The organism is Microvirga sp. 2YAF29 (assembly GCF_052114605.1).
Taxonomy (GTDB): domain Bacteria; phylum Pseudomonadota; class Alphaproteobacteria; order Rhizobiales; family Beijerinckiaceae; genus Microvirga.
Genome location: NZ_JBFRFB010000009.1, coordinates 72,905 through 91,992, shown reverse-complemented (window position 1 = coordinate 91,992; position 19,088 = coordinate 72,905). Strand labels below are relative to the sequence as shown.

Genomic DNA, 19,088 nt, shown 5'->3' with positions numbered 1-19,088 from the left:
TTTCCGAAAGGTCTTTCAGCGCTTCGCCAGCCGGCGCGCGCCATAAGCGATGCTGGCCCAAAGAATCGCCGACCCCACCCGCACCGGGAACAGCGTCAGCGCATCGGAGCGGATCGGCGCGATCCAGGGAATGCCGAGGCTGGTGACCAGCCACGAGAAGAGCACCGACACGCCCAACGCCGCGATTGCCGCGATGAGCACCTTGCCAAACTGATCCGCCTTCCAGCCGAGAGTGACCGCGACCAGGATCAGAACCGGATCGAAGGCGGCGGGCAGCCAGTCCCACAGGTGGATGACGGGAACGGTGGGATGCACGTGATTTAAGCCCACCAGGCCTGAGGCAGCTTGATGCGGCCCGCGGCATCCTCGATCACCTGACCGACGGCGAAGAGGGTCTCCTCGTCGAAGGCGCGGCCGATGAGCTGGAGGCCGAGCGGCAACCCTTGAGCATCGAGACCGGCGGGAACCGCGAGACCTGGCAGGCCCGCCATGTTCACCGTCACCGTGAAGATGTCGTTGAGATACATCTCGACCGGATCGCCCGAGCCCTTCTCGCCGATGCCGAAAGCGGCGGACGGGGTGGCGGGGGTCAGGATGGCGTGAACTCCTTCAGCATAGACCTTCTCGAAGTCCTGCTTGATGAGCGTGCGGATCTGCTGCGCGCGCACGTAATAGGCATCGTAATAGCCCGCCGAGAGCACATAGGTGCCGATCATGATGCGGCGCTTGACCTCACGGCCGAAACCGGCGGCACGGGTCTTTTCGTAGAGTTCGACGATGTCCTTGCCGTTCTCACGCAGGCCGTAGCGCACGCCGTCATAACGGGCGAGGTTCGAGGAGGCCTCCGCCGGGGCCACGATGTAATAGGCCGGCAGAGCGTATTTCGTGTGCGGCAGGGAGACGTCGACGATCTCGGCGCCGGCCGCGCGCAGCCACTCGATGCCCTGCTGCCAGATTTTCTCGATCTCGGGCGACATGCCGTCGATGCGGTATTCCTTCGGAATGCCGATCTTCAGGCCCTTCACGCCGCGCGTGACGGCGGCCTCGTAATCCGGGACCGGCATATCCACGCAGGTGGTGTCCTTGGCGTCAGCGCCGGACATGGAGCGCAGCATGATCGCGGCATCGCGCACGGTGCGGGTGATGGGGCCTGCCTGATCGAGCGACGAGGCGAAAGCCACCGTGCCCCAGCGGGAGACGCGACCATAGGTCGGCTTGATGCCGACCGTGCCGGTGAAGGCTGCGGGCTGGCGGATCGAACCGCCGGTATCGGTGGCAGTCGCACCCAGGCACAGGTGAGCGGCCACAGCCGCCGCCGAACCGCCGGAGGAGCCGCCGGGCACGAGCTTCCTGTCGCCCTGCTTCCAAGGCGAAACCACAGGGCCGAAGGCGCTGGTCTCGTTGGAGGAGCCCATGGCGAACTCATCCATGTTGAGTTTGCCGAGCATCACGGCGCCGTCGTTCCACAGGTTCCGGGTGACGGTGGATTCGTAGGGCGGGTTGAAGTTGCCGAGGATCTTGGACCCGGCGGTGGAAACCACGCCTTCGGTGCAGAACAGGTCCTTGATGCCGAGCGGAATGCCTTCCAACGGGCGGACCTCGCCCTTGGCGATCTTCTCGTCGGAGGCCTTCGCCATGGCGAGCGCCTTCTCGGGCGTCTCGAGCACATAGGCGTTCAGCGCCCTCGCCTTCTCGACGGCGGCGACATGGGCCTGAGCCAGTTCGGCGGCGGAAAAGGTCTTGGCCTTCAGGCCGTCGCGGGCTTCGGCAATCGTGAGATGGGTCAGTTCGGTCACTGGATCATCCTGTCATCCCGGGGCTACGCAGTAGAACCCGGGATCGTCTGGAAGAAGAAACTGGATTTGGCGATCCCGGCTCTTAAGCTCATGCTACAGCCGGGATGACGGGTTCTTATTCGACCACTTTCGGCACCAGGAAGAAGTTGTCTTCCGTAGCGGGGGCGTTCTGGACGATTTTGTCCGGATAGCCGCCATCGGTCACGCCGTCCTGGCGCTTCTTCATGACCATGGGGGTCACGGAGGTCATAGGCTCCACGCCGTCCACGTTCACTTCGTTGAGTTGCTCGACGAAGGAGAGAATCGCATTGAGCTCGTCCTGGAGGTGAGGCACCTCCGCATCCGTCACGGCAATGCGCGCCAGATGGGCGATGCGGCGGACCGTTTTCTCATCGACCGACATGGATGGTCATACCCTTTGGAATTCCGATGGGCGGGCTATAGCACCCGCCCGCCCAAAGCCGCAACTTCGGATGCAACGGAAGTCTGCCCCTTACCATCCTGACAGAAGATGCGACCAGGGGGAAAAGGGGCCTAACGCTCGGAGGGGATCCCCCGGCATAGGGGCTCACCAGGGCTGGACAGTCCCGCATCAATGTTACATTTAACAATCAGGAAAAATTGCAAATCGGCTTGCCGAAGGGGTTGGGTTATGAGTGCTGGTTGGGTGAAAATGGGTTTTCTGGTGGCCATTACCGCCGTCCTCGGAAGCGCCTCGCCCAATGCAGTAGCGAAAGAAGCGCCCCAGAAAGGTTCGCAGCGCCAAGCACGGAGTAGCGAGCCAGCCATCATTCTCGTCCGTGTCCAGAAAGATGGGGAAGGCTGCAGAGGCGTCGCACGACTACGACCGATTAATCGTGGGCAAATGGACATGAGCCGCTTTGTCGATATCGGCTACGTCACAGACTTGGATAGGAAACCCCAGTTACAGGCCATGGGTGAATTTTTTGCCAAAGGAATAACCCTGGATTTCAAGGGACTTTTTGCTGACACGAACAAAGGCCGCAAGGACCAGTTCGTTACCATCGTGCCCGGTTCCTACGTTGTAACCAATATCCTCTGTGAGCAAGGTCGAAAGAAGACCTGGATTGGCGGCGACCACTCCAACCTGTTTGCGGCAGAGACCGGCCATGCCGCTCCCATCAAAGGCGCAAACGTGATCGAGGTGAAGTCCGGTGAAATCCTGGATGCGGGCATTCTCGAAATCAAAAGCGACGAAGTAGGCTTCTTCGAGACGAAGACGGCTTCAGTCATCGCAGCCCTTACATCCGCGGACGAACAGGCTCAGCTCCGCGAAATCTTCCAGGAGGCAGGAAAGCGGCTCCGCTTCACGACCTTCCGCGCAGGCGTCAAGTAGGTTCGCGAAACGAAGCGCTTGGCTTCTATCCTCCGCGCTCCTGGCTTTCAAACCAGGGGCGCGAATTGCTTATACGATGTGATTAAAACTTCACCGCCACCGTCTTATGCGGCACCACAACCTGGACGCCCTTCCCTTCCATGGTGGCCACGAAGCGGTCCGCGTTCGGCACGAGGAGCGGGAACGTGGCGTAGTGGCAGGGGATGACCGCCTTCGCGTTGCTGAAGAAGCGCTGGATCGCGAGGGCGGCGACCTCGGGCCCCATGGTGAAGCGGTCGCCGATGGGCACAATGACCACGTCCGGCTGATGAATTTCGGCGATCAGAGCCATATCGCCGAAAATATCCGTGTCACCCATATGATAGACGGTGGGTTCGCCCGGGGCCTTCACGATAATACCGTTGGCGCTACCGAGGGGATAATTCACCCCCATCTCTACAAGGCCCGCCGAATGATCCGCCCGCACCAATGTAACGGTGAAGCCGTCCTGATCCGTCGTGCCTCCCGTATTCATGGGGTCGAAGTTCTTCAGGCCCTGCTCGGCCAGGTACATGCACAGCTCGAAATTCGTGACCACCTTGGCGCCGGTCTGCTTCGCGATCTCTAATGTATCGCCCACGTGATCCCCGTGGCCGTGGGTCAGGAGCACATGGGACACGCCGTCGAGGATCTTCGCGCGGTCGCCCTCGAAGGCCGGGTTCCCCGTAAAGAACGGATCGATGAGAACGGCCTTGTCGGCGAAGTCGAGACGGAAGGCGGAATGGCCGTACCAGGTGATTTTCATGAGGGTATCCTTCGATTCCAGGAGCATGGAGATGGGGCGATGCCTGCGAACGGCCATGTTCCAAAGGAACAAAAAGTTCCGTCGAGTCTTATGAAGCTAAGCAATAATTCTTAAAGCCGTTGGAGGATAGCCATGTCACGCCTGCTCACCTCTCTCACTCTTGCCGCTGGACTTCTTGCATCGGCGAGCGCCTCCGCCGTCGAAGTCTCGATCTCATGCAGCGCGCTCGGCAAGGAATATGAGATCTGCAAGCAGGGTGTCGATGCCTGGGCCAAGAAGACAGGCAACACTGTCAAGATCGTATCGACCCCCAACTCCGCCACCGAACGCCTCGCGCTTTATCAGCAGCTTCTGGCCGCTGGTGCGGGTGACATCGACGTGTTCCAGATCGACGTGGTGTGGACGGGAATTCTCGGCCAGCATCTGCAGGACCTGACCGCCAAGGGCCAGAGCGTGGTCGGCCAGCACCTGCCCGCCATGGTGGAAACGAGCCGCGTCGACGGCAAGCTCATGGCGATGCCCTGGTTCGCCGATGCGGGCCTGCTTTATTACCGCACCGACCTGCTTCAGAAATACAACCGCCAGGTTCCGCAGACTTGGGCCGACCTGAGCGAGACCGCCCGCATCATCCAGGACGGCGAGCGCAAAGCGGGCAAGGGCGATTTCTGGGGCTATGTCTGGCAGGGCCGTGCCTATGAGGGCCTGACCACCGTCGCGCTCGAATGGATCGCCTCCTACAACGGCGGCACCATCGTGGATGAGAAGGGCGAGATAACGGTCGATAATCCGAAGGCTGCCGAGGCCCTGAAGGCGACCAGCGGCTGGGTCGGCACGATCACGCCCGAGGGTGTTCTCAACTACACGGAAGAGGAAGCACGCGGCGCCTTTCAGGCCGGTAATTCCGCCTTCATGCGCAACTGGCCCTATGCCTGGGCGCTGGCGCAAGGCGGCGACAGCACCATCAAGGACAAGGTCGGCATCGCACCACTGCCGAAAGGCGGCGCGGATGGCCGCCATGCGGGTACGTTGGGCGGCCAGCTTCTCGCCGTGTCGAAATATTCGAAGAACACTGACGCCGCGACCGATCTCGTCATGTATCTGACGAGCACGGAAGAGCAGAAGCGCCGCGCCATCGAGGGCTCCTTCAACCCCACCATCGTGTCGCTCTACACCGATGCGGACGTGACGAAGGCGAGCCCCTTCATCGGCGATCTGCGCGACGTGTTCACCAACGCGGTGGCGCGCCCTGCATCCGTGACGGGCCAGAACTACAACAAGGTCTCGACCGAGTTCTTCAACGCGGTGCATCAGGTGCTCTCGAAGCGCTCTCAAGCAGAGCAGGAGCTCAACCGCCTCGACCGTGACCTGAAGCGGATCAAGCGCAACGGCTGGTAATCGTCATGAGCAGCGCGGTTGCCCAAAAGTCGGCTCAAGAGCCGGCCCTTGCGCGGGAGACCGCGCAGGGCAGCCGCTCCTCCCTCACCCGCTCGCGCATCAGGGCAGCGTGGATCTTCATCGCCCCGACCCTGATCATCCTCGCGCTCATCGCAGGCTGGCCTCTGGCGCGGACCATCTGGTTCAGTTTCACCGATGCCAGCCTGAACAATCTCAACGACTATGAATTCATCGGCTTCGAGAACTACCTCGCCAATTATGACGGCGAGTGGCTGGGCCTGCTTACCGATCCCGATTGGTGGCACTCCGTCTGGAATACGGTGTGGTTCACCCTCGTCTCCGTCTCCATCGAGACCGTTCTCGGCATCATCGTCGCGCTGATCCTCAACGCATCCTTTCCCGGACGCGGCATCATGCGCGCCGTCATTCTCATTCCATGGGCGATTCCGACCGTCGTCTCCGCCCGGATGTGGAACTGGATGCTGCACGACCAGTTCGGCGTCATCAACGACATGCTCCTGCGCCTCGGCCTGATCGCGGCACCCATCACATGGACCGCGAACCCCGACACGGCCCTGTGGACCGTCGTCATGGTCGATGTGTGGAAGACCACGCCCTTCATGGCGCTTCTCATCCTCGCGGCCCTCCAGATGCTGCCCGGCGATATCTATGAGGCCGCGAAGGTGGATGGCGTGCACCCGGTCAGAGTGTTCTTCCGCGTGACGCTGCCGCTGATCAAGCCAGCGCTCATCGTCGCGGTTATTTTCCGCGCGCTCGATGCGCTTCGCGTGTTCGACCTGATCTATGTGCTCACCGCCAATTCGCGCGACACGGCCTCCATGTCCGTCTTCGCCCGCCAGCAGCTCGTGGACTTTCAGGAGGTTGGATTGGGCTCCGCCGCCTCAACCCTCATCTTCCTCATCATCGCCCTTCTCATCGTCATCACCATGGCGGTGGGGCGTGTTCGTCTCGATGGAGATGCGCGATGAAAATCCTCACCCGCATCGGCTTCTGGCTTCTCGTCGCCATCATCGGCCTGTTTTCCATCTTCCCGTTCTACTACGCGGTGATCTCATCCTTCCGGTCCGGCGCGGCGCTCTTCACCATCGCCTATTGGCCTGAGAGCTTCGACATCTCGAACTACATCGCCGTGTTCGAGCGCCAGCCCTTCGGCACGAACATCTTCAACTCCATAGCCGTCGCGGGCTCGGTCGTCGCGATCTCGTTGGGCCTCGGCATCACGGCGGCCTATGCCTTCGGGCGCATTCGCTTCGGGGGGCGCTCGCTGCTGCTCATGACGATCCTCGGGGTCTCCATGTTCCCGCAGGTGGCGGTGCTCTCCGGCATGTTCGAGCTGATCCGCAGCTTCGGGCTCTACAACACCCTGCCCGGCCTCATCCTCGCCAATCTCATGCTCACCCTGCCCTTCACGGTCTGGGTGCTGACTACCTTCATGCGTGAATTGCCGAAGGAGATCGAGGAAGCCGCCTTCGTCGATGGCGCGACGCCCTGGATCGTGGTACGCCGGGTATTCCTGCCGCTCATGGCGCCCGCCGCCGTCACCACGGGGCTTCTCGCCTTCATCGTCTCGTGGAACGAGTTCCTCTTCGCCCTCACCTTCACCCTGACCAACGAGCGGCGCACCGTGCCGCCCGCCATCGCGCTCATGAGCGGCTCGACCGCTTACGAGCTGCCCTGGGGCACGATCATGGCGGCCTCCGTCATCGTGACCCTGCCGATCATTGCGCTCGTGCTCGTGTTCCAGCGCAAGATCGTGGCGGGCCTCACCGCCGGCGCGGTCAAAGGGTAACGTCAAGGAATTTCGATATGGCTGATGTCGTTCTCAAAAATGTCCGCAAATCCTTTGGGAAAGCCCATGTGATCCATGGCGTCGATCTCGACATCAAGGACGGCGAGTTCATCGTCTTCGTCGGCCCGTCCGGCTGCGGAAAATCGACCCTGCTCCGCCTGATCGCGGGCCTCGAAGACATCTCCGCCGGCGATCTCATGATCGGCAATGAGCGCGTGAACGATCTGCCGCCCGCAAAGCGCGGCATCGCGATGGTATTCCAGTCTTACGCGCTCTATCCCCACATGAATGTCTACGACAACATGGCGTTCGGGCTGGAGCTGGCGAAATCCTCCAAGTCCGAGATCGACGCCAAGGTCCGCGAAGCCGCCCGCATGTTGCAGATCGAAACCCTCCTCGACCGCAAGCCCAAGCAGCTTTCCGGCGGTCAGCGTCAGCGCGTCGCCATCGGCCGCGCCATCGTGCGCGATCCGAAGGTGTTTCTCTTCGATGAACCGCTTTCCAATCTCGACGCGGCCCTGCGCGTGCAGACCCGCATCGAGATCGCGAAGCTTCACACTGATACCGGCGCCACCATGATTTACGTGACGCACGATCAGGTGGAAGCGATGACGCTCGCCGACCGCATCGTGGTGCTCAATGCAGGCCGCATCGAGCAGGTCGGCACGCCGCTTGAGCTATACCACCATCCCGCCAACCTGTTCGTCGCAGGCTTTCTCGGCTCCCCTCAGATGAACTTCATCGAGAGCGAGGTCGTGCAGGCGGGTGCTGACGGCGTGCAGGTTCGCCTGCCGAACGGGAGCACGATCTCCGTTCCTGTTGCAGGCGATGGCGTGAAGCCTGGCGAAACCGCGACGTTGGGCATCAGGCCGGATCATGTCGAGGTAAGCCCGCAAGGCAGTCTCAGTGGCCAAATCGAGCTGGTCGAGGAACTCGGCGAGAACCATCTTCTCTATGTGGATGCGGGCCACGGCAACCGCATGACCGTCCGCATGCCGGGCGATGCCGATATGAAGGCCGGAAGCGAGGTCACGCTCGCGCTCTCGCGGGAATCCTGCCACCTCTTCCGGCAAACGGGTGAAGCTCTGCCGTCTCTGAGCCGTGCGACGAGCCCGGCTCCCTCCTCGCCGCGTCTCACAAGCAGCGCCGCCTGATCGCCCTCGTGTCATTCCCGGCCGAACGTAGTGAGCGGAAGGGAATCCACCCCCACACGATGCGCTATGGATCCCCTTCCCTCGCCTTCGGCTCGCCGGGGATGACACTGAATGCCATAAACCTCTCGCTCGACGCGAGCGAACTTCCTCTATACTGGCTGTGACCGGTCAGGATGTAAGGAGGCCGCCCATGCTCTCTCGGGACGACGAGCTGATAGCGTTCATCGAAGGTTTAAGCCCCCGCGCGCGCCTCATCGGGGTCGATCTCGGCACCAAGACCATCGGCCTTGCCCTCTCCGACGTGGAGCGGCGGATCGCGACGCCGCTGGAGACCGTGAAGCGGGTGAAATTCACGCCCGACGCGCAACAGATCAGGGCGCTCGCCGAGCGTCATGACGTCGGCGGCCTGGTCTTCGGACTGCCCCTCAACATGGACGGCACAGAGGGCCCACGCTCCCAGGCGACCCGCGCCTTCGTCCGCAATCTCAAGCCCATCCTGCCCCTGCCCGTCCTGTTCTGGGACGAGCGCATGTCCACCATGGTCGTCACCCGCACCCTGCTGGACGCGGATGCCTCCCGTGCCAAGCGCGCCGACGCCGTGGACAAGATGGCCGCCGCCTACATCCTCCAGGGCGCCCTCGACCGCCACGAGCGGATCGCCGCCGACGCGGCGGACGCCGAGGATGAGGCGAACTACCGGGCAAGCCTCGGCATGGATCGCACGCCGGAAAGCGGTTCCCTGGACGACTGAGCCGGGCCGATCCCGACGAGGCGCTTTTTAAACGCAAGAAGAACGCTGCCAGCTCGTCGGAATCCGTCAGGGCACAGGCAGTCAGCGGCCACGCTGTTAGGCTGTTCCCGACTAAGGATCTCTGAGATTGAAATTTGGGAATGCAATGTTCAGGACAAGCAGGCCTTGGCCCTGAAAGACGGCGCTCATCTGCGGGCGAAGTGCATTCGCTAGTGTGGAATTATATTACACGTTTAGTTTCAGAGAGCAAGATAGCCTCGCGCAGGAGAGGGCCGCGCTTTTGCCGCTGCTCAATCAGCAATAGGTCTCTTAAATTCGCGCCCAGGGAGCAAAAGATGCGATCTGGACAAATGACGAAATTGGTTAGAATTCTCGGGATGCTCGGTTCTGATCACCCGGGAGAGCGGGCCTCCGCAGCTCTCGCGGCCCACCGCCTGATTAAATCGCTGAATACAACGTGGTGGGATCTGCTGAATCCGAAGACAGTGGAGAGTTCGGGAAACGTTATTATCAGGACAGTGTACGAATGGGGGATTGATCATGCCAAGGCGGCGGAGTCGAGAATCCGGCAACTCAAGGAGGAAAACGAACGGCTGATGCGGGAGCTCAAGAAGCTTCGAAACTAAGATTATTGACGGTCGCCTGCCCGAATTTCAAAAATGAAACCCCGCCAGCCGAAGCCAGCGGGGTTGGTATTCCACTCAGCCAAATACTCTTTGTCTTAGATGACGAAGAAGTCCTTATAGGTGAGCTTGAGGTTCTTGGAGAGCGTGGCGATCTGAACCTGCGCCTGCGATCCCGTACCGTCTGCATCGTAGTACAAGGCCCCCGTCTTCTTGTCGTAGATGACGTGATCGTCCCGGTCGTGCGCCTTGGTGCCCTGGTAGAACTCGCCCGACTTGATCACACCCTTCTTCGCCATCTTCGTGAACACGCTCTTCGCCAGATGGATCGTGTCGTCCTTCACGCTGAAATCGACGATCCGGTCGATGTTCGCCTTGTTTACCTTCGACGACTTCGACAACTTGGTATCGAACACGAAGATGTCCTGACCGGCCCCGCCGGTGAGCACGTCCTTGCCCGCTCCGCCAGAGAGTTTGTCGTTACCCGCCTCACCCAGCAGGGTATCGTTGCCGGCCAACCCGTAGATCACGTCATTGCCCGCCTCACCTTCAAGGCGATCCACGCCGGCCGTGCCGCGCAAGGTGAACGGGGTCGTCTCGACTGCATCGAGCACATTTACGGTGAACACCGACGTCGAGGTGCCGCCAAACGGATCGGAGGCCCGGACCGTCACGCTGTGCTGGGCCTTGGTCTCGAAGTCGAGAGAACCAGTCAGCACAAGCAGGTTGCCATCAATCCGGAACGGCCCGTCGGTCGCGTCCAGGCTGTAGGTGAGCGGATCCCCGTCGGCATCAGCACTCGCAAGCGTCGCCACAATTGAGGTCGTGAGCATGTCCTCGGACGCTTGCGTGCTCGACAGCGAAGGCGCCGATGGAGCAGTATTTCCTGCCGGCAACACAGTCTGGTCCTTGAATTGCAGGATGCGGATATTCTTGAGGGTGTCGGTGCCGTCCGGACCGGTGACTGTGGTGGTTCCATCGCTGTTTTGAGTCACCGTATAGGCGGACGCATTCCCGGAGAAGATCGCTGTATTCGTGCCGCCGCCGCCCTCAAGGGTGTCGTTGCCGCCAGCGCCCGTGAAGGTGTCGTTCCAAGCGGTGCCATAATAGTGGTCGGCTCCAGCCGTGCCTTTGACGGTCACGGCGCTGGTGCGCATGTCGAAGATCTGGCCGCGAATGTCGACGCCGTCATTGGTGCCGGTCGAGTTTTCTGTCCAGGCGAACATGATGCGTCCGTCAGCCAGGCCCGTAATGGTGGGGCCGTTCTGACCGTGGGTGGCGAAGATGCGCTCGTCATTGCCCTGCGGAACGCCTTTAGCGTCGAAGGTGCGGATGCGGGCGACGTCGTTGCTGTCAACATAGTCGTTGAAGACGATCGCGAAACCGCCGGTGGCCAACGCCGTCACTTGAGGCGTGGTCTGAGCACCTGTGGTAGACGAGTTGACCTGGAAGTCGGAGCCGAACAACGTGCCGTCGTTGTTGAACATCTGCGCCCGGATCGAGCTGCTGGACCCATCGACAAGGTCCGTCGTGCGGTAGACCAGCACGAACTTGCCATCCGCCAGCACAGCCGTGTCTAATTGGTCCTTAGCGTAATTGGCTGTCGAGGCTGGCAATGCAATCCTATGCGAAGCACCATCAGTCCTAAAAATGTTAAGGGCGAAGCTTAGCCCTCTCCATTTACTGAAGATAGCGTAACGATCTCCTAATCCGACCATCTCGACCTCGGATGTAGGAGCATAGTCATTGTTAGTAGACTGATACGCTTGAACAACAGATGTTGGCTCGAGGCGATAACCAGTTCGATACACCTGATCAGCATAATAATCACTATTACCGACAATCAACCAATCTTTGTTATTGCCATCTTTCACAAAAGCAGCTTTGGAATATTTCTGTTGGCGGCCAATGAACGAAAAGACAAGCTTTTCCGTATCGAAAAGTAATCCTTCGGAATTAAATACACTTGCACGAATGCCACCAGTGGTACCTTGTACACTCTCCCATGTGACAGCGAAGCGGTCATCGTCCAATACGGCCAGCTCCGGGTTCATCTGATCGCCAGCCGTCGTCGTGTTGATCAGAAGCTCCCCGCCCTTCGGTGAGCCGTCAGCTTTAAACAACTGTCCACGAATGGCCCGGCCGCTGGTGTCGCCACCCGTTCCGCTCAGGTCCTCCCACACTGCCACGAAGCTGCCGTCCTTGAACGCCTGCAGCTTGACATTGAGCTGAGCGGCCGCATCAGTCGCATTGAGCTTGAAAGGCTGGCCCCACAGTGTCGGCTTTGGCATTGTCACGGTTTCCTTTTGGAGAGGGTCTGGCAAACACAAGCTCGATCCATGCCATGCCTTCCGCTGGGGTGTCTCTCGTTGAACAGATAGGTTCTACAGTCATGCCGACGCAGGGCACGCCGCTATAAACGGGCCTTCTCCGATACAGCCTAAGCGAGAGTAACGCAGACTATCGCGCGAGCCTGGGCCTGAACCAAGTCCGTGAGAGACTAGCTCATACAGGCTTGTCGCTGTGGTGCGTCTGCCGAGCATAAAAGAAACACGCGTCACGCCCAATTAGCGATACCCTGAGGACGGCTCCCTGGATGACTGAGCCCTGGAGCGCGCCCTGAGACGGTTACGCTTCCACATTTTTAGACCCCAAAAGCGCATAGAATGGGGTTGACGCCCCCGCAAAAGCAGCCTATCTGCACCCATCCACGACGCCGTTGGAGACTCCTTCGCACCGGATCGAACATTTCTCCGGAAGAGTGAAGGATTTCAAAAGCTTGGTGGGGAATAGTTTAATGGTAGAACAGCGGACTCTGACTCCGCTAGTCTTGGTTCGAATCCAGGTTCCCCAGCCACTTTCGTTTTCAGTAACTTAGCGGCACTTCCAGACAATTCGAGAGAAGCGTTCAGACACCCGTTTTACGGCTGTTTAGACATATTGGCCTTCGCTCGCAGTCCCCTCACGACTTTTGAAGTCGGCTCTTCTTTTGGTTCATCACGCCGGTCGTACCTCCATTTAGCTTCTAGGCACCCGTGCCGAACCGGTGGACTTTGGTTGCGGTGCAATTTCCCACTGTCGGGGCGGCCCGGCTAGTAACGCTTAGGCATGATCATGCTCCTAACCGGCTCCGGCCTGATGCAGGCAACCCTCGATGGGGTCGACTTCGATGTCTACACTTACAGGCCGAGCGGCACGATCAACGGTATCCTGCTCGTCTATCACGGCAATTCGCGCACGGCTGGGAACTACCGCGACTACGCCATCGACCTCGCCGACCTCGAGGGCTTCGTGGTCGCTGCGCCGCTGTTCGACAAAGGCCGGTTTTCCGGCCACGACTACCATCGTGGCGGCCTGATAAACGCCTCCGGCGATCTTAAGCCTCCCAGGCAGTGGACCACACGCTTCGTCGCTCTCCTCGCCGAATGGGCGCGGAAGGAGATGGACTCGACACTGCCTTACTGGTGCTGGGGTCACTCGGCCGGCGGGCAGTTTCTGTCGCGCGTTGCCGCATTCGAGCAGATCGAGGCAGAGCGTATCATCATCGCCAATGCCTCGACGCATGTGCTGCCGCTGCTGGGCAGCTATCCTGATGGCGAGGCGGTTCCTTTCGGCATGGGCGGCGTCTACGATGGCGCAAAGGAGCAAGAGAGGCTGCGGGCCTATTTGGCAGCGCCAATCACAATCTATCTCGGCACCGACGACGACGATCCCGACGACCCCGAATTGACCATGATGCCTGAGGCACAGCGTCAAGGGGAGCAACGCAAGGATCGCGGCGAGCGGACCTTCGAGCTTGGCCAGAGCCAGGCGGTTGCTTTGGGCTGCCCATTCGGATGGGAGCTGGTCTACGCGCCGAAGACCAAGCACTCGGACTTCCAGATGATTCATTCCCTGAGCGTGCTCAAGGCCATAGACTAGTATTCTGTCGCCCTCTCCCGACACGACCTGTTCGCGCACAACCGCTGCGTCGCCCTTTCGCGTCCTGGCAGCGACTTCAATGCGGTTTCGTCCGGATCTTCTTGCCCGGTACAGCGCCGTGTCTGCGCAAGCGATCCCTGCATCAACTCGCGAGATGATACCTCCGTTGCGATCAATGCGAACTCATCAGCGCCATGGAGACCGACCGTTCCAAAGGCTGCAAGATGATCGGCAGACCCGTCAATCGATTGGCCATTCCAGGCGGAACATTCATCTCCTCCGCTGGCACCTCACGCAATGAACGTTGGCACGCTCAAAAATCATGAGTATCCTCTTCGGGTTGATCGAGAGTGAGTGTAGGGTCTTTGCAGGATGGGCACGATCGACAATTATCTTCTCGCCACATTGAGCTCCGAGGACTACCGGTGCCTGGAGCCGCACCTTACGCAGATTGAGCTGCCTCATGGTGCGGTCATCGCTCAGGAAGGCGAGATCCTGCGGCATATTTATTTTCCCACCACAGCGATCATAGCCCTGGTTTGCGATTTGAAGGACGGCGGCGTTGCCGAGATGGCCACCTTCGGCCGCGAGGCCATGGTGGGGCTGCTCTTCAGCGGCATCCGTGTTGAGACATTGGGTCGTTATTTGGTGCAAATCCCGGGCAGCATGTTGCGTATCCCCAGCGAGAAGTTTCAAGCAGCGCTCGCTTCCCGCCCCGGCATCCAGCTGATGGCCGCGCGTTACACGGAAGTCCTGATGGTCATGACCTTGCAGTCGGTTGCCTGCAATGCCGCTCACAACGTCGAGTCGCGCTGTTGCCGCTGGATCGTCAGCACAGCTGACCGAACAGGACGGATGGAGCTTCCCCTCACCCATGAATTCCTGGCTGAGATGCTGGGCGTTCAGCGCTCGACGGTGAGCGAAACAACCCGCGCCCTTCAGCAGAAGGGGCTGATCAGCCAAGGGCGAGGAACGATCAGGATTCTCGACCGCCCGCGCCTCGAGGCAAACGCCTGCGAGTGCTACGGCCGCCTACGGGAGAAATACCTGCAGCTTCTTCCCTTGAACGCGCCAATCGATAAATGAGGCGTCATGGCAGGCTTGGGGGATTGGAAAGAAGCGTCTGGCCGATGCCCCATGGAAAAGGGCCGCGCCTGATCTTTTGACCATGTGCGCGACCCGCCGGTCCGTAGTGCCCCTACGGGAGCTTACCGTATAGATACCTACAAAGAGGTATGCAATAAGTATGAATGCCTAGATCAGGGCACGTATCCTACAGAAGTTGAAGCAGATTTATTTATTAGTGTCGGGTATCCGACTGACACCTTGCCTCACGTAGAGTAATCATAATGCCAACGGTCCCAATACTTGCCCCTACGGACCGAACCTTATAGCGCCCGCACTTTCGGGCGCTTTCTTTTTGCCTGATTACTGCGCAGTTGCCAGCATTTACGGCGTATTCGCACCCGAGCATTCACGAATAATGTAACCTGATTGCTGCTGATGCTATTGGCAGACATCGACCCAATCGGCTCCGACGAGATCCGCCATGCGCTTTGGATCGATGCGGACCGCAGCATGGATGGAGCCGGCGGCGGGCACCACCTCTTCGAAGTCCTTCAATGAGACATCGCAATAGACGGGTAAGGATGTTGCCAAACCGAAGGGGCAAACACCGCCTACGGGATGACCTGTGAGAGCGAGAACCTGCTCTGCATCCAACATGGATGCCTTGCCGCCGAAGGTCGATTTTACCTTACGATTGTCCAGGCGAGCTGTGCCGCTCGTCACCACAAGGAAGTGGCGCTCGCCCACCCGCAACGACAATGTCTTTGCAATCCTTTCCGGCCCAACTCCATGCGCTTCGGCCGCCTGAGTCACGGTGGCGGTGCTGGTCGGCATCTCGATGATCTTAAGGTCGGGTGCGTTCTGAGCGAGAAATGCGCGAACGGATTCAAGGCTCATGCCGGATAGGCTCCTTGCGGGTAAGGTCAGCCGAACCAATACCACACACCCGCAAGAAGTCCGACGAGAACCAAGAAGAAGATCGGGAACCAAGGTGGCAAAGGTCGCTGGTGCCCATGGTAAGCCATTCAGAGGTACTCCGTAAGGAAAAGCTGCTTACGGCTGCAATGGCGATGGGGCGGCCTTTGTTCCTGCAGGCACGCCGCGAAGTTCCGCTGTCCCTAAAGCATCGGGCGGACTCGATGAGCCGCCCGATGCACTGCTTCAACAGCGTGAACATTGGACCCAAACGGGGATTCCACTTGGGGTCCGATGCTCTAGATGACGAAGAACTCGTGGTGGCTCATGGGAAGCCCCTTCTTCAGCTGAGCGAACTTCACCTGCGCGGCTGCTCCATTCCCATCCCGGTCGTAGTAGAGCGCACCATTCGAGGGATCATAGATGATCCGGTCGTCGGCATCGTGCGCCTCGCTCCCTTTCCAGAAGAACTTGGCTTGAAGTTTGAGAGGCTTTTCCAGCGGCCCTGCTCGACCGATTCCCTTGAAAACGGTGTTCTCGAGCCAGATCGAATCGTCTCTGACCCGATAGTCGAGGATCTTGTCGAAGTTTGCGCGGCTGTGAGGCCGGGTGTCGAACACGAATGCATCTTTTCCAGGCCCGCCCATCAGCAGGTCTTTCCCCGCTCCGCCATAAAGCTTGTCGTTGCCGGGCCCACCATTGAGCCTGTCGTTGCCCGCTCCTCCATAAAGCCAGTCGTTGCCGAGCTCGCCATAGAGAATGTCATTGCCTTGGGCGCCGAACAGTCTGTCGTCTCCGCCTGCCGCGAAGAGCCGATCGTTTCCGCGCAGACCTTCGATCGTGTCGTTGCCCGCCCCGATATGGGCATTGATGCCGCGTCCGAGCAGGATGGTATCGTGGCCATCGGTCCCGATGATGTGCACGCCGGTGACGGCGGGGGCAGCCCTCTCGCCAGAAACCTGCACCTCGACGCCGTCATTGCCGCCGCCATCGTCACCGAAATAGAGGTACTTGCCTCCCCCTGACAGGGCTTGGTTCAGCAAGGCGGTGAGCGATCCGCCTTCGCCAAGGGAGACGAATTTATCATCGTTGATACCGAGCGTGGACAGATCCGAACTATAGGTGTTGGCTCCAACCGTGCCGAAAAGATTGGGCGCGCTTCTGGATGGGGGCTCGGTCGGATCCCACGGCTGCAGGAATCCAGGCCGATAGACGACGCCGCCGAGGAAGTCGAAGATGGTGTCTCCCACCAGTCCGGATGCCGTGGATGGATCACTCGTGAATGTCGACGAGACTTTCATGAAATCCAGATCGAAACCCGAGGCCGCTCCCGTTCCACCCGAGATGACTTTGTCGTCGTAGACCGAGATGGCCCCGATAGAGGCCAAGCCACTCTGCGAGAGATCGACACGATAAATGCCAGTATCACCAATCGCACCAATGTAAGTTGCGTTTAATTTAACGGTAGCCATGAACCGGGCCTCATGTTTCCAGAGAACTCACCGAAGTGAGATTCCGTTATAAGGCCTAAGATTTGAGGGGCCGTGGGCTCTTCAGGGCTACTCCATCGCCGAAACTAGTCCTTTTGTCGTTGTGCGCCGCACGCGTTCATAGCCCCAGCGACGCCGCCACCGAAGCAAGATGCGTTTGGGATGCAAGACGGATAGGAGCGTTTATGGCGCCATAACCACGATAGTCGCGCCGCTCGACGATCTCGAAGAAGAAGCCTCCGCCGAGCGTCCTCGTATAGACCTGGAAATACTCGGACGCTCCATCGCGATCATAGAGAATATTGCCTTCCCGCAGGCGCTCCAGGTCATCGCTTGAGAGATCCACTCGGACTTCGAGATCGTCGTAATAATTTTCCGGAATCGGCAGAAGTTCGACACCATTCGCTTTCAAATCCTCCACGGTCGCAAAGATATTGTCCGTCGCCAGCGCGATATGCTGCACGCCCGATCCGAAGAGTTCGGTGAGGAAGCGCGATGACAAGGTGCGCTGGCTCTGCGAGGCGTTGAGGATAAGGCGAAGCGACCCGTCAGTGGTCTCGATGGCTTGGCTCTGCACCACGCCGCCCGGATCGATCACGGTCTGCACGGGCGCCTTCCGCACATCGAGGAGAGAATTGTAGAACAGGAGCCAGGTCAGCATTTCCTCGTAATGCATGGACTGGGATACGTGATCGACCGACGTGAGCCCGGCTCCCGTGAAATCGCTTACCTCTGTCGGCGCGAAGTCCACGTCCCAGAGCTTGTCCAGCCCTGTCTTGTTATCCACGAAGTAGAGAAGGCTCCCGCCGAGGCCGCGCACGGCCGGAATGTTCATCTCACCGGGCGCAACAGGCTGCTGGAAGGGCTGGTCGAGGAGCGCAAGGGCGCGGTCCCCCGTTTTCGGCGCATCGTCGACCCGCAGCGCCAAAGCGCAGACCGACGTGCCATGCGTGATGTTGAAGGAATGTGCGAATCCCTCCTTATCCGCATTCACGACGATGTTGATGTCACCTTGCCGCCAGCGCGTCACCGCCTTGGAGCGATGACGACCCGCTTTCTGGAATCCAAGCGTGCTCAAGGTCTTCTCGAACCCGACGGCATTGCGCTCGTCGATGGCGAATTCGATGAACTCGATGCCGGAGCATTCCGCTTTGGGTGGAAGCAATGGAGCCAGGCCCGAGCGCTTTCGCAAATCGTCAAGCATCACGGTGAGCGAGCGCTGTCCATCGATGGCGACGCTGCGCGCGGAGCCCGCGCGGAAACGGTCATTGAAGATTTCCAGGGAGAGGAGCCCGTCGAAGCCCGTAGCATGGAGCGCATCCATGAACTCGTTGATGGGCAGATCGCCCTGCCCCGGGAAACAACGATAATGCCGGCTCCAGGACAGGTAGTCCATATCAAGCTTCGGCGCGTCGGCCATCTGGACGAGGAAGATCTTGTCCGAGGGAATGGAGCGGATCGCCGACAGGTCGGTTCCACGCGCGAGGATGTGAAAGGAATCGAGCACCAGACCGACCGACGGATGGTTTGCCCGCCGCACGACCTCCCAGGAATCGCGGTAATCATGGATATGCCGTCCCCAGGACAGCGCCTCGAACGCCACGCGCATGCCGCGCTTGGCGGCGCGCTCGCCGAGCTCGTGAAAATCCGCCGCGGCTCTCTCGATTCCGCCGAGGGAATCCGGGGAGACGTTGCTGCAGATCATCAGAAGATCGCAGCCGAGTTCCTGCATCACATCGAACTTGCGCTCGGCCCTGGCGAAAACCTTGGAGCGTTGCGGCTCCGGCATGCCCTCGAAATCGCGGAACGGCTGCAAAGTAACTGTCTCGAGGCCGAGGCCTTCGATCATGCGCCTTGCATCAGCGGGCGTGCCGTTGAAGGAAAGAAGATCGTTTTCGAAGATCTCCACGCCCTTGAACTGCGCGGCCGCGATGGCCTCGATCTTCTCGGTCAGAGTGCCGCTCAGGCAGACGGTGGCAATGGCTTTACGCATCCTCGTCGGTCCGTTTTCTCTGTGGTGACGG

Annotated in this window: 17 protein-coding genes and 1 tRNA gene; 10 read left to right on the top strand and 8 right to left on the bottom strand. The window is 60.0% G+C overall.

Translation table 11 applies throughout. From position 1 onward, the window contains the following. Positions 1-15: 15 nt before the first annotated feature. The 3 genes from AB4Y85_RS13535 to gatC all read right to left on the bottom strand — a co-directional run bounded on the left by AB4Y85_RS13535 (position 16) and on the right by gatC (position 2,199). Positions 16-330 carry a hypothetical protein gene (locus tag AB4Y85_RS13535; RefSeq protein WP_441985432.1) on the bottom strand — a complete coding sequence of 105 codons (315 nt, stop codon included), beginning with the start codon at positions 328-330 and terminating at the stop codon, positions 16-18. Next, positions 321-1,796 (bottom strand): Asp-tRNA(Asn)/Glu-tRNA(Gln) amidotransferase subunit GatA, encoded by a 1,476-nt coding sequence (gene gatA / locus AB4Y85_RS13530; RefSeq protein WP_441985431.1) that lies wholly within the window; start codon positions 1,794-1,796, stop codon positions 321-323. The genes AB4Y85_RS13535 and gatA overlap by 10 nt, the downstream gene beginning before the upstream one ends. Positions 1,797-1,911: 115 nt before the next feature. After that, positions 1,912-2,199 (bottom strand): Asp-tRNA(Asn)/Glu-tRNA(Gln) amidotransferase subunit GatC, encoded by a 288-nt coding sequence (gene gatC, locus AB4Y85_RS13525; RefSeq protein ID WP_441985430.1) that lies wholly within the window; start codon positions 2,197-2,199, stop codon positions 1,912-1,914. Between the two features lie 249 nt (positions 2,200-2,448). On the opposite strand from gatC, the gene AB4Y85_RS13520 reads away from it, so the two are divergent. Further along, positions 2,449-3,153: a hypothetical protein gene (locus AB4Y85_RS13520; protein WP_441985429.1), complete on the top strand. Its 705-nt coding sequence runs from the start codon at positions 2,449-2,451 to the stop codon at positions 3,151-3,153. Positions 3,154-3,235: 82 nt separating this feature from the next. Here AB4Y85_RS13520 and AB4Y85_RS13515 read toward each other — a convergent pair whose 3' ends face one another. Continuing rightward, on the bottom strand, positions 3,236-3,937 hold the full coding sequence (locus AB4Y85_RS13515; protein WP_441985428.1) for a metal-dependent hydrolase: 702 nt from the start codon (positions 3,935-3,937) through the stop codon (positions 3,236-3,238). Positions 3,938-4,069: 132 nt separating this feature from the next. On the opposite strand from AB4Y85_RS13515, the gene AB4Y85_RS13510 reads away from it, so the two are divergent. The 6 genes from AB4Y85_RS13510 (at position 4,070) to AB4Y85_RS13485 (ending at position 9,673) form a co-directional block, all read left to right on the top strand. Beyond that, positions 4,070-5,332, top strand: coding sequence for an ABC transporter substrate-binding protein (locus AB4Y85_RS13510; protein WP_441985427.1), 1,263 nt, complete (start codon positions 4,070-4,072; stop codon positions 5,330-5,332). A 5-nt stretch (positions 5,333-5,337) separates the two neighbouring features. After that, entirely contained in the window at positions 5,338-6,321 is a 984-nt protein-coding gene (locus AB4Y85_RS13505; protein ID WP_441985426.1) for a carbohydrate ABC transporter permease, read from the top strand. Continuing rightward, positions 6,318-7,142: a carbohydrate ABC transporter permease gene (locus AB4Y85_RS13500; protein WP_441985425.1), complete on the top strand. Its 825-nt coding sequence runs from the start codon at positions 6,318-6,320 to the stop codon at positions 7,140-7,142. Before AB4Y85_RS13505 ends, AB4Y85_RS13500 begins: the two co-directional genes overlap by 4 nt. Positions 7,143-7,159: 17 nt before the next feature. Further along, positions 7,160-8,296 (top strand): ABC transporter ATP-binding protein, encoded by a 1,137-nt coding sequence (locus AB4Y85_RS13495; protein ID WP_441985424.1) that lies wholly within the window; start codon positions 7,160-7,162, stop codon positions 8,294-8,296. Between the two features lie 190 nt (positions 8,297-8,486). After that, entirely contained in the window at positions 8,487-9,047 is a 561-nt protein-coding gene (gene ruvX, locus AB4Y85_RS13490) for a Holliday junction resolvase RuvX (protein ID WP_441985423.1), read from the top strand. Positions 9,048-9,397: 350 nt separating this feature from the next. Next, a complete protein-coding gene (locus tag AB4Y85_RS13485; protein WP_441985422.1) occupies positions 9,398-9,673 on the top strand; it encodes a hypothetical protein in 276 nt (91 codons plus the stop codon). A gap of 95 nt (positions 9,674-9,768) precedes the next feature. Here AB4Y85_RS13485 and AB4Y85_RS13480 read toward each other — a convergent pair whose 3' ends face one another. Continuing rightward, positions 9,769-11,961: a hypothetical protein gene (locus tag AB4Y85_RS13480; protein ID WP_441985421.1), complete on the bottom strand. Its 2,193-nt coding sequence runs from the start codon at positions 11,959-11,961 to the stop codon at positions 9,769-9,771. Positions 11,962-12,453: 492 nt separating this feature from the next. Between AB4Y85_RS13480 and AB4Y85_RS13475 the strand changes: the two genes are divergently transcribed. The 3 genes from AB4Y85_RS13475 to AB4Y85_RS13465 all read left to right on the top strand — a co-directional run bounded on the left by AB4Y85_RS13475 (position 12,454) and on the right by AB4Y85_RS13465 (position 14,677). Further along, positions 12,454-12,527 (top strand) — tRNA-Gln (locus tag AB4Y85_RS13475). A gap of 257 nt (positions 12,528-12,784) precedes the next feature. Further along, positions 12,785-13,591 (top strand): hypothetical protein, encoded by an 807-nt coding sequence (locus tag AB4Y85_RS13470; protein ID WP_441985420.1) that lies wholly within the window; start codon positions 12,785-12,787, stop codon positions 13,589-13,591. A gap of 372 nt (positions 13,592-13,963) precedes the next feature. Next, positions 13,964-14,677, top strand: a complete 714-nt coding sequence (locus tag AB4Y85_RS13465; RefSeq protein ID WP_441985419.1) for a Crp/Fnr family transcriptional regulator — start codon at positions 13,964-13,966, stop codon at positions 14,675-14,677. Between the two features lie 420 nt (positions 14,678-15,097). Here the strand turns inward: AB4Y85_RS13465 and AB4Y85_RS13460 are convergent, their stop codons facing one another. From AB4Y85_RS13460 to AB4Y85_RS13450, 3 genes are all read right to left on the bottom strand, one after another. After that, complete coding sequence (locus AB4Y85_RS13460; RefSeq protein WP_441985418.1) at positions 15,098-15,556, bottom strand: YbaK/EbsC family protein; 459 nt, start codon at positions 15,554-15,556, stop codon at positions 15,098-15,100. 317 nt (positions 15,557-15,873) lie between these two features. Beyond that, positions 15,874-17,046 carry a calcium-binding protein gene (locus AB4Y85_RS13455; RefSeq protein WP_441985417.1) on the bottom strand — a complete coding sequence of 391 codons (1,173 nt, stop codon included), beginning with the start codon at positions 17,044-17,046 and terminating at the stop codon, positions 15,874-15,876. Between the two features lie 136 nt (positions 17,047-17,182). Beyond that, the gene (locus AB4Y85_RS13450) at positions 17,183-19,057 is read right to left on the bottom strand and encodes a bifunctional sugar phosphate isomerase/epimerase/4-hydroxyphenylpyruvate dioxygenase family protein (RefSeq protein ID WP_441985416.1); all 1,875 of its coding nucleotides are present in this window, start codon (positions 19,055-19,057) and stop codon (positions 17,183-17,185) included. Positions 19,058-19,088 lie beyond the last annotated feature (31 nt).